Here is a 12,351-nt window from a genome sequence, read left to right as displayed (position 1 = left end):
CCGCGCGGCGCGGCCGCCCCCGCCCCCCCCCCCCGCCCCCGCCCCCCCCCCCCCCCCCGCGGCCCCGCCCCCCCCCCCCCCCCCCCCCCCCCCCCCCCCCCCCCCCCGCCCCACGTCAGCGGTCAGCTGAGCTGGGTCGGCACCGGCTGGGACGTGCCGAGCGAGGCCACCCCGGCGGGGGACAGCGCCTGGTCGAAGACCTGGACGTCGCTGATCCGGCCGGCCGCGTACTCGCCGTAGCTGCCCTGGTAGAGGCGGCGGCCGAGTTGGAACGGGCCGTTGGCGTTCCAGACGGTGCCGGTGTAGTCGGCGGTGCCGGCGGCCTGGCCGTTGACGTACAGCCGCAGTTGCTGCCGGTCGGCGTCGTAGACCCCGACCAGGTGGTACCAGGTGTTCACCTTCGGGCTCAGCGGCCCGTCGCCCGGCCCGTAGGCGCTGGAGAAGGTGCCGGCGGCGTCGTCCGCGTGGGCCCGCCCGACGGCGAAGCCGTGCGCCCAGTTGGAGTAGTAGAGCTGGAGGCCGTTGGCGTTGGTGCCGGACTGGGAGACGAAGGTGGAGTTGTTCGTCAGGTCGGACAGGTTGACCCAGGCCGAGACGGTGTAGCTGCCACCGGTGTTGAGCACCGGGCCGGCCGTGGCGGCGTACGCCGACGAGCCGTTGAGGGCGAGTGCGTTGCCCTGGGCGGGATCGGTCGTGATGGCCGCGCCGCCGCCCGGTGTGAGGCCGTTCGCCGGGCGGATGCTGTCGGTGGTGCCGGCGAGCTTCCACCAGTCGACGGGCTGGTGCAGGTAGCCGATGGTCACCGGGCTGTCGAAGCGGGCGGTGCCGCCGGCCGGCGCGACGCCCGGGTACTCGACGATCCGGCCGCTCGTGGTGGCCGCGTAGAGGGCCGGGTTGCCGGTGCTCTGGGCGTCGCCGGGTGAGCCGACGGTCGGGTAGTCGCCGCCGCCGACGCCGAGCGGGAGCACCTGCTGGGCGTCGGGCAGTGCGTTGCCGGTGGTGGTGGCGGCCCAGTTCTGGGCGGGGGAGGCGGCGCAGTCCTGGATCACCAGCCGGGTGCCCGGGTTCCTGTTGCCGGACGGGTCGGCGAGGCAGCGGCCGGAGGCCGGGTTCTTGAGGGAGCCGGGGTTCGGGCCCGGGACCCACTGCTGTGCGTCGGTGTTGTTGCAGGTCCAGAGCTGGACGGGGGTGAGGTTGGCGGTGCGGCCGCCGGTGACGTCCAGGCACTTGCCGAGGACGTGCAGCGTGTTGTCGGTGCCCCGCAGGACGGTCTGGGCGTTGGTGCCGTTGCAGCCCCAGACCTGGGCGGCGGTGCCGTCGGCGGTCTTCGCGTAGTCGATGTCCAGGCACAGGTTCTTGCCCGCGTCGTTCAGGACGGCGGAGGTGAGCGCGGCTCCGGCCGGTGCCGGGAACGACGCGGTGGGCGTGCCGTTGGTGAAGGTCAGCGGATAGCTGAGGACCGCGCCGGTGGTGTTGTCGCGGGCCCACAGGGTGGGCACGCCACCGACCTTGCCCGGGGCGATCAGGGTGGTGTGGGACCAGTCGCCGGTGCCGATCCGCACGCCGGCCGCGAGGTTGCAGCCGGCCTGGAAGCTGCCGGGGTAGTACCGGAGTTCGCCCTTGTCGACGGTGATCAGGTCGGGGGCGTCGGCGAGTTGGGCGAGCTTGCCGGGGGCCAGGATCTGGCTGACGTTGTTCCAGGTGCCGTCGCTGCCCTTGGCCGGGCAGCTGTCCGAGTTCTTGATCGCGAGCACGTTCTGGGTCAGCGTGAAGCGGCCCGCGGTGCCCCCGGCGGTGGTGGCGTCGTTCGGGTAGAGGTAGAGCTGGTGGGTCGCCTTGTTGAAGGCGAACAGGTCGTCGGTGTTGCTGCCGGTGGCGGTGCCGCGGTGGGCGATCAGGTAGTTGTCCCAGCCGGTGCCGTCCGGGCTCTTGTCCCTGGTGGAGATCACCTGCGGGGTGGCGGCCGGGTTGCTGTCGCCGCGGACGAGCATCAGGTCGCCGTCGGTGGTCGGAGCGGCGAGGTCCGGGACGCCGTCCCCGTCGAGGTCGCCCTGGACGACCTTGGCGGCCGGGTTCCACGGTGCGAAGAAGCTGTACTGGGCGGCAGTGGCCTGGGTGTTGCCGGCCGCGTCGACGGCCCGGACGTAGAGGGTGTGGGCGCCCCACTGGGCGGCGCTGAGCGTGATGGGCACGTCGGCGCTCGCGGTGCCGCCCCCGGAGGCGGCGGCGGGCACCCAGTTCGCGCCGTTGATGTCGGTGTCCAGCGCGTACTCGAAGCGCTTGACGCCGCTGCTCAGGCAACCGCCGGGGCAGCCGGCCGGGGTCGGGTCGGTGGCGGTGACCTTGACGCTCACGCCGCCGTCACCGGCGTGCCCGGTGGGCGTGGCGGAGCTGCCGAGGGGCGGGAAGACCGGGGAGTCGGCGATGGCCGGGACGGTGGGCGGGGTGAGGTCGACCTTGAAGGAGCAGGCCGTTGAGACGGGGCCGGTGAGGGTGCCGTCCTCGGCCTGGACCGACCAGCCGTACTGGTGGCCGTCGCTGACGGTGAATCCGAGGTTGGTGCGGACGGTGCCGCCGGGGGAGACCCAGTCGCTGGTCGGCTGGCTCTTGGCCGCCCCGCCCGCCTGGGTGTCCCACACCTTGAACCGGCCGCGCAGGTTGACGCCGCTCATCCGGGTGGTGAGGTGGGCGTTCAGTGCGATGTCGGACGCGCTGCCGGCGGTGCCGGAGTTGCCGATCCAGCCGGGCTGGCTGTCGCAGCCGTTGCCGTCCGGGTTGTGGGCGGCGGGGGTGGTGCCGAGCGCGTCGGGCTGGTTGGGGGCGATGTCGAAGACCGTGGTCAGGTACGGGTTGCGGTTGAACCGCAGGTAGTCGTCGTTGTCGTCGGACTTGGACTCGTTGCCGTAGAGGCCGAAGGTCCAGCTGTCGGCGTGCCCGGCGAGCTTCTTGATCTGGCCGGTGACGTCGAAGTTGACCTCCTGGTTGCCGCAGCCGCCACCGCCGTTGGCGCTGGTCGGGTTCTGCGTGCCGAGCCAGCCGTCGCCGGTCACCGAGGGCTGGTTGTCCCAGCTGGTGGAGGAGGAGATCCGGCCGACGGTGGCGAGGCGCACCTGGGATTTCTTGGTGCAGTCCCAGGACGCGGCGTAGGTCTCGGTGAGGTGCAGCACCGACTTGGAGATCACCATGTCGCCGCTGAGGTTGCCGAGGCCGACCTCGTAGAACGAGCGCTGGAGGCCGTAGCAGTCCTTCCAGTGCTGGTAGCCGACGCCTTGGCCGTTGTCCTGGGCGGTGTCGTAGTACGTGTAACCCGGGCAGCCCTCCTGGACGATCGTGTAGTGGTTGGTGGTGCTGGTGACCGGGCTGACCGCGGGGTCGATGTAGAGCGGCCAGACGGTGTTCGAGCCGGACAGCAGGGCCGCGTCGGGGGTGAGCACCAGCGCGTCCGCCGCGGCCTTCGCCTCGACCGGGCGGACCTGGGCGTCGCCGCCCGGCTGGTGCTCGGTGGGGGTCCGGGTGGGGGCCGTCTGGGCCGGGGAGCCGGCGGACCGGCCGGCCGAGTCCCACATCACCGGGGTCGGGGCGGTGAATGCGGCGGTGCCGTCGCCGTCGCGGGCCGTGAGGGAGCCGTCGGGGCCGGCGGAGAGGGAGAGGCCGTCGGTGGTGCGGGTGGCCAACCTGAGTGACTTGAGCGCCGGGTTGGCGGCCGCGGCGGCGTCGTGGACGACCAGGACCTCGCGCAGGCCGCCCTGTTCGGTGGCGGTGACGTCGAGGTCCACGCCGGGCAGGACGCCGTTGTAGCGGGCGCTGTCGCCGCTGACCCGGGGGGTCGGGAGCGCGGTCGGGAAGGTCAGGGCGAGGCGGCGGCCCTTCGGGTCGGTGAGGGTGGCCAGTGGGCCGGTGCCGCCGCCGGAGAGGGAGAGCCCGGCGGGGGTGGCCTTCGGGGAGAGGCTGCCGTCGTCGTTGCGGCCCAGGGTCGGGTCGAGCGGCTTCCAGATGCCGTCCCGCTTGACCCGCACCGGCTGGAGGTGGGTGGTGAGGGTGAAGGTGCCGTCGGCGTTCGCCGTCGTGTCGGCGGTCTCGGTGGTCAGTTCGTCCACCGGGACGGGGCGGCCGGACTCGCGGGCCGACGCCGAGGCGGCCGCGAGCGGCGTCGCGACGGTCGTCGGCATCGGGGCGGCGGGGGACGGCTGACCGTCCGCCAGGGCCGGGCCGGCGCCGCCCAGGAACAGGCCGGTGAGTGTGGCCGGAATCACCACGGCACGTATCAGTGTTCGTGCCGGATGGTTCCGGGCGCGGGTGATTTCCCCCATGAGGTCGCCCTTTCAGGACAGCTGGAGACGGCGGCGGGTTGCCGTGATGTTCTTCACAGCCGGATGCCCCGTCAGGTCCGCCGAATGTCGGATTCGCACCGCATTTGATCGTGTTCATCCAGCTGTGGCAGCCCAGCCGGAACCGCCGGGAGAACCCTCGACGGCGTGGTTCCCGGTTGCCCTTTGCTGGTGAAACATCTGTGGCAATACGGTGCGGAACGATCATACGTATCGTCAGATGTTCGCACTCGGCGGGTATCTGAAAGGAAATGTTCGACAGGGGGATAGTTCGGCATGCGATCAAAGCTGCGCCGGATTCACGGTCCCCGCGCGCGTGCACTGGCACGACGTGGGACGGTCGCCGTCGCGACAGCGGTGACCCTTTCGCTGCTGACACCGATGGCGGTGGCCGAGTCGGTCGTCGGCGGCTACCACTACACCGACAAGGAATGGGCGGCCGACCCGCTGCCCCAACCGGCCAAGGTCCCGGGCCACCCGGTGGGTGGCACCGGGGCGAAGCCCGTCCCGGTACTGACCGCGGGAGCACGGGAACTGACGGCGCACAAGCCGGTCGCCCCGGTGTGGCCGACCGCTTCGACCGTCACGGTCGACCTCGGGGCGGCGGCCGGGGGAGCCGAGCGGACGAGCGCCGCACCCGCTGCGGTGCGGGCGTCCGACGTCAGGACCGATGCCGGGGCCGGGTCGTCCCCGGTGTCGATGGCCGCCGCAGAGCCCTCCGCGGTCGGCACCCGGGCCCGCGCCCTGGTGAGCCCGCTGGCGCCGCTCGCCCCGGTCTCCTCGGTGCAGGTGCGTACGGCCGACCACGAGCAGACCAGGGGCGCCGGCGTGGACGGACTGCTGGTCGGCCTGGAGCGCGCCGACAAGGGCGCCGGCGTCGGCGGGGTCTCCGTCTCACTGGACTACGGCGCCGTCGAGCAGGCGTACGGCGGCGGTTGGGCCTCCAGGCTGCACCTGGTAGCCCTGCCCGGCTGCGCGCTGACCAGCCCCCAACTGCCCTCGTGCCGGGTGCAGAAGCCGATCGAGTCGGTCAACGACCCGGCGGCGAAGAAGCTGACCGCCACCGTGGCGCTGCCCCCGGCGGCCCCGGCCGCGAAGTCGGCGAGCCCGTTCGCCTCGCGCTCGGCGCTCGCCGCGCAGGCCGCGCCCGGCATGGCGGTGGCCGCGGTGGCGGGCAGCGGCGGATCGCAGGGCGACTACGGCGCGACCTCGCTGTCCGCCTCGGGCGCCTGGTCGACGTCGTCCTCCGGCGCGTTCACCTACCGCTACCCGATCACCCTCCCGCCCGCGCTCGGCGGGGTCTCGCCACTGGTCGCGCTCTCCTACGACTCGCAGTCGGTCGACGGTGAGACCTCCGCGCGCAACTCGCAGTCCTCGTGGATCGGCGACGGCTGGGCGTACAGCCCGGGCTTCATCGAGCGCTCCTACAAGCCCTGCAGGAACGACGGCATCGACGACTCCGGCGACGAGTGCTGGGCCGGCTGGAACGCGACCATCTCGCTCGGCTCGCACAACGGCAAGCTCATCCGCGACTCCGACGGCGTCTACCGCCTGCCGAACGACGACGGCACGCGGATCGAGCGCCTCACCGGCGCCTCCAACGGCCTGTGGGACGGCGAGTACTTCAAGGTCACCACGACCGACGGCACCTCGTACTACCTGGGCCTCGACCACGCCCCCGGCACCACCACGGACGCCGCCACCAACAGCGCCTGGGGCGTGCCGGTCTACCACCCGAAGTCGGACGATCCCTGCCACGACTCCGGCAAGGGCAACGACTCGCGCTGTGACAAGCCGGTCGGCTACCGCTTCAACCTCGACTTCGTGGTCGACGCGCACGGCAACACCCAGCGCTACGACTGGGCGACCGAGTCGAACTACTACAACATGGGCTACGGCCAGGTCGCCAAGAACGGCGACGGCGGCACGATGACCCAGTACACCCGCGGCGGCCACCTGACCCAGGTCTCCTACGGCTACCAGCTGGCCGACGCCCAGGCGGGCCACGAGCCCTCGGCGAAGGTCGTCTTCAACGCGGCGCAGCGCTGCACCACTTCGGACAGCGTCTGCCAGGCGTCCAACCTGTCCAAGGACACCGCCGCCAACTGGCCCGACACCCCGTACGACCTCACGTGCAAGGCCGACGACAAGACCAAGGCGGACGGCGACAACACCGACGGCGTCTGTCTGATGGGCGGCCCGAGCTTCTGGTCCACCTACCGGCTCAAGTCGATCGACACCAAGGTGAAGGTCGGCAACGCCTGGCAGGACGTGGACACCTACGACCTGAACCAGGTGTTCTCCGACGCCGGCGGCACCATGGACCCGGTCACCGGCAAGACCCAGGACCCGAAGACCACCGGCGCCCTCCAGTCCGTGATGTGGCTCTCGCAGATCGTCCACACCGGCAAGGACACCTCGGCGGGCGGCACCGGCAGCCTCGCCCTCGACCCGGTGAGCTTCGTCGGCGTCGAACTGGACAACCGGGTGGACGGGCTGAGCCCGGCGGCGCCGCCGCTGTACCACCCGCGCGTCTCCAGCATCCAGACCGAGACCGGCGAGTCGATCGCCGTCTCCTACCGGGCGCCGGAGTGCTCGCGCGACAACAACCACATGCCGTCCTCGGCCGACAGCAACACCATGGGCTGCTACCCGGTGTTCTGGAACACGCCCGGCGGCAAGGATCCGATCGCCGACTGGTTCAACAAGACCATGGTCGCGCAGGTCGCCGAGAGCGACCGGACCAAGGCGGGCTCCCCGGCGAAGGTCACCAACTACGCCTATGGCGGCGGCGCGGCCTGGCACCGGGACGACTCCGAACTGACCGACGACAAGCATCGCACCTGGAACGAGTTCCGCGGCTACCGGACCGTCACCACGACCACCGGCGCCGCGCCCGACCCGATCACCCAGACCACCGTCTCCTACCTCCAGGGCATGGACGGCGACTACAAGGCCGACGGCACCCAGCGCAGCGTCAAGCTCGCCAACTCGCTCGGCGAGCAGACCACCGACAGCCCCTGGCTGGCCGGCACCGCCCAGGAGACCGACAGCTACACCCAGGCCGGCGGCAGCATCAACCGCAAGGTGCTCACCGACGCCCCCGGCACCACCGTCACCGCGACCGCGGCCCGGACGGCCTGGACCTCGGAAGACCCGGCGCCCGCCAAGCTCTCCACCCTGCCGGACCAGACGGCCCGCCGGGTTCAGTCCACCGGCACCCGGTCGATGGGCCTGCTCTCCGACGGCACCTGGCGCACCACGCAGACGAAGCAGGTCAACGACGCGCTCGGACGCCTCTCCCAGGTGGACGACAAGGGCGACCTCGCCGACCCCTCCCAGGAGAGCTGCACCACCACCAAGTACGCGGACGCACCGGCCGCCAGCCCGCTGCTGCTGACCGTCCCGGACGAGACCATCACCGTCTCGGGCCCCTGCGGAACCCCCGAGAGCGCCGCCACGACGCTCTCGCACAAGCGGATGTTCTACGACGGCGACGGCAGCGTCACCAACCCCGGAACCCTCGGCACCCTCGGCCAGAACGGCTCCACCCTCGGCCTGGTCACCGCCACCCAGGCGGTCACCTCCTACGACGCCCAGGGCAGGCCGGTCTTCCAGACGATCGGCGCGCTGAGCTACGACAAGTACGGGCGCGTGATCCGGAGCCGGGACGGCGCGGGCGCCGCCACCACGACCAGCTACAGCCCGGACAGCGGCACCCTGCCCACCTCCATATCCACCACCAACCCGCTCGGCTGGACCTCCAGCAGCACCGTCGCGCCCACCCGCGCGGCGGTCACCCACGCCGTCGACTCCAACGGCCGGGTCACCGACGTCCTGTTCGACGCGCTCGGCCGCCGGACCAGGGTCTGGTTCCCGGGCCGGAACAAGGCCACGCAGAGCCCCGACAAGATCTACTCGTACGCCGTCCACGGCGCCGGGGACAACCCGGACCCGAACAGCGTCACCACGCAGTCGCTGCGCGAGGACGGGTCGTACGGCTTCAGCGCGAGCATCTACGACGGCCTGCTGCAACTCCGCCAGGAACAGGCGACCACGGCCGACAACTCGGCGGGCCGGCTGGTCAAATCGACGTTCTACGACTCGCACGGCTGGACCGTCGGCGCCATCGCCCCGTATTCGGACCCGGCGAACGCCCCGGGCACCGCGATGTGGGCGGAGACGAACAACACCGGCCCGTCGGTGACCCGTACCCGCTATGACGGCCAGGGCCGCGCCGTCAGCTCGGAGCTGGACTCCTTCGCCACCACGGTCTGGCGCTCCTCCACCGCCTATCGCGGCGTCGACCGGGTCGACACCACCCCGCCGGGCGGCGGCAAGGCCACCACGACCTACACCGACGCCCAGGGCCGCACCACCGCGACGGTGTCGCGCGACACCACGGGCGACAAGACGCTGGCCGCGAACTCGGCGATCCAGTCCGGTAGTTCCGAGGTCTCCGGCAGCGTCCGGCTGGCCGCGCAGGCGGACGGCAACCTCGTCCTCACGGCACTGACCGACGGCAGGACGCTCTGGTCCGCGGGCACCTCGGGACACCCGGGCGCCTACGCGACCGTGCAGGCCGACGGCAACTTCGTGGTCAAGGACCCCAAGGGCGTCCAGCTCTGGTCCAGCAACACGGCCGGCCACCCCGGTGCGGTCGTGAAGGTCCAGGGCGACGGCAACCTCGGCGTCTACGACGCGGTCAGCACCCTGCTCTGGTCCAGCGGCACGGCGAACTCGGCAGCCACCGCGGACATCACCACCCACTACACCTACACGGCCGCCGGCAAGCCGGCCACGATCAAGGACACCGTCGGCAACACCTGGTCCTACACGTACGACCTCCAGGGCCGGAAGCTCACGCAGACCGACCCGGACAGCGGAACCAGCTCCACGAGCTACGACGCGATGGGCCGGGTCACCTCCACCACGGACGCGCGCGGCCAGACGCTCTCCTACACCTACGACCCGCTGGGCCGGAAGACCGGCGAGTACATGGGCAGCGACACGAGCGACCCCGCGAAGCTGCTCGCCGACTGGACCTACGACAGCCTCAGCAAGGGGTCGCCGACCGCCTCGACCCGCTACGTCGGCGGGAAGAACGGCAGCGCCTACGTCTCGCGGATCGACGGGTACACCACGGTCGGTCAGCCCACCGGGGCCACCTTCGTCATCCCGGCCGCCGAAGGCAAGCTGGCCGGCACCTACAGCATCGGGGCCGCCTACACCGCCAACGTCAACCTGCTCGCCTCCACCACCTTCGGCAGCGAGGGCGGTCTGCCGAGCGAGACCGTCGGGTTCGGCTACAACCTCCAGGGCCTGCTCTCCAGCATGGGCTCGCCCAGCACGCCGTACGTCGCCACCACCAACTACAGCCCGACCGGCCAGGTGTGGCAGACCACCATTGGCTCGCCCACCAAACAGCTGCGCACCGCACAGACCTACGACCAGGCGACCGGCCGACTGGCCACCAACCGGGTCACCCTGCAGAACAACACGGCCAACCCGATCAGCAACCTCACCCTGGGCTACGACGAGTCCGGCAACCTGACCACCGCCTCCGACGTCCAGTCGGGCGGCGGGACGGACCGGACCACGGACACCCAGTGCTTCACCTACGACGCACAGGACCGGCTGGTCACCGCCTGGACGGACACCAAGGGCATCACCGGCGCCACCGCCGGCCAGCTCGCCCGGTGCAACACCGCCAAGCCGAGCCCGGCCACGATCGGCGGGCCCAACCCGTACTGGCAGGACTGGCAGTTCAACCAACTCGGCGACCGCACCCAGCAGGTCAGCCACGACGTCACCGGCAACGCGGCGAAGGACACCACCCAGACCATCACCTACCCGGGTGCCGGCACGGCGACCGCCTACCAGCCCAACGCGGCGGCCACCGTCACCATCAGCAACCCGACCACCGGCACCACCACGCTGAAGCCCGCGTACGACAAGGCCGGCAACACCCTCGGCCGGGTCACCACGGGCGCAAAGGCGAGCAACCAGAGCTTCGCGTACGACGCCGAAGGCCGCACGCAGACCGCCACCACGGACGGGAAGCAGAGTGGCTACCTCTACGACGCCGACGGCAACCTGCTGCTCCAGCGCGGCCCCGGCAACACCACGCTCTACCTCTTCGGCGGCGTGGAGCAGCTCAGCCTCGACGCGGTGGGCAAGACGGTCACCGGCCTGCGCTACTACAACGCGCCGGACGGCACGACGATCGTGCGCTCCAGCAAGGGAGGCGTCTGCTACCAGCCGGCCGGCCGCCAGGGAACGGCCCAACTCCAGGTCGACGGCACCAGCTTGGGCATCACCCGGCGGGCGCTCGACCCCTACGGCAACCTCCGTGGTGCCAACCCGGCCAACTGGGCGGACAACCACGGCTTCCTCGGCCAGCCGGTCGACGCCACAACCGGCCTGAGTCTGCTGGGAGCCCGCCACTACGACCCGGTGACCGGCCGGTTCCTCAGCGTCGACCCGGTCCTCGAGACTGGCGATGCCAACCAGATGGGCGGCTACGCGTACGCCGCCGACAACCCGACGACCGGCAGCGACCCCAAGGGCCTGTGGTGGGGCGAGGACTGGTTCGACGAGGCCGTGGACGACACCGGTGACTTCCTCGCCGGCGCGGCCGACTCGATCGTCGGTGACCCCTACGAGTGGGTCGTCGACGGCACCGCCGACGTCTGGAACAGCTGCGCCGACCTCTACAACGACTACATCTACGAGGAAAACGCCTGGTACATGCCCGAGGCCGGGCACATGGACTACGTCGACGACACCCCGGTCGCGGACCTGTTCGGCATCGACACCGACTCCGACGCCTACATCGCGGGGCAGGTGACCGGCACGGTCGCCTCGATCGCGATCGACGGCTACGGACTGGTCAAGGCCGTCGAGGAGGGCGTCAAGGCGTACAAGGCCGCGGACGAGATCGAGGAGGGAGCCAGCGCACTCAAGCAGCTCCTCAGCGACGACGAGTCGGTCCCCTCCGATCCCGACCCCGCGCCGACCACGCCCAAGAGTGACGAGCCGTCCAGCCCGAAGAGCGGCAGCAGCAAGGAGCCGAACAGCGAGCCGGGCGGTGCGGGCAAGGCCGGTGACGACACGACGACCAGCGGCAACGCACCGAGTGGCGAGGACTCCCCGGGCGGGGGCTCCGACTCGTCGCCGGGGACCTACTGCAGCTTCACCCCGGACACCCGGGTGCTGATGGCCGACGGCGCTACCAAGGCCATCGGTGACGTCACCGTCGGAGACCGCGTCCAGTCCGCGGACCAGGACACGGCCGTCGACCAGGGCGCCCGCACCGTGACCGCGACCTGGGTGCACGGCGACGAGGACCTGCTGGACGTCACGGTCGTCGGCGACGACGGCCAGGGCACCGACCTCCACACCACCGCCAACCATCCCTTCTGGGACGACACCACCCGGACGTGGACCCCGGCGGCGGAGCTCCGGCCCGGCGACACGCTCGTCTCGGCCGATGGCCACCTGGTCCGCATCGTCGGCACCCGGGCCGTGGCCGGCGCCCGGGCGATGCACAACCTGACCGTCGACCAGCTCCACACGTACTACGTGCTCGCGGGCACCACGCCGGTCCTCGTGCACAACACGTGCGGTGAAGGCGTGGCGACCCTGCACTATCACGGAGACGGGAACCACTTCAGCATCGAGGTGACCGACGGCGAGACGGTGACGCATACGCATCTCATGCCGCATGACGGTGAAGCGGTCGTCTCTCCGTACTCCGGACCTCCGAGCATCATGAGCCGGGACATCGACCTTCCGAACGCGAAGGCCGCCCTGCAGTTCCAGGGGGAGACCCAGGGCAGCTGGGGTGCGTACCATCCGCTGGGGAACAGCTGCCTGACATATTGCGCAAATGTCCTCCGTGCGGGAGGAGCTGACGTCCCGGAGGGAAAGGCGGCCATCCCCTGGGCAAGGAAGTTCATGGCCGGTACGTAGGATCCGGTCGTCAACGCGCTGACCAGTGGCTTCGAGCCCGGTGTCCCGA

Annotated in this window: 2 protein-coding genes; one reads left to right on the top strand and one right to left on the bottom strand. The window is 71.4% G+C overall.

Going from position 1 to position 12,351, the window contains the following annotated elements; translation table 11 throughout:
• Window positions 1–122: 122 nt before the first annotated feature.
• Window positions 123–4,256, bottom strand: a complete 4,134-nt coding sequence (locus ACIG5E_RS19035) for a LamG-like jellyroll fold domain-containing protein (RefSeq protein WP_396534643.1) — start codon at window positions 4,254–4,256, stop codon at window positions 123–125.
• 429 nt (window positions 4,257–4,685) lie between these two features.
• Between ACIG5E_RS19035 and ACIG5E_RS19030 the strand changes: the two genes are divergently transcribed.
• The gene (locus ACIG5E_RS19030) at window positions 4,686–12,302 is read left to right on the top strand and encodes a polymorphic toxin-type HINT domain-containing protein (protein ID WP_396534641.1); all 7,617 of its coding nucleotides are present in this window, start codon (window positions 4,686–4,688) and stop codon (window positions 12,300–12,302) included.
• Window positions 12,303–12,351: the final 49 nt, after the last annotated feature.

The sequence above is a fragment of the Kitasatospora sp. NPDC053057 genome, assembly GCF_044546945.1.
Taxonomy (GTDB): domain Bacteria; phylum Actinomycetota; class Actinomycetes; order Streptomycetales; family Streptomycetaceae; genus Kitasatospora.
This window is presented reverse-complemented; position numbering and strand designations above follow the sequence as displayed.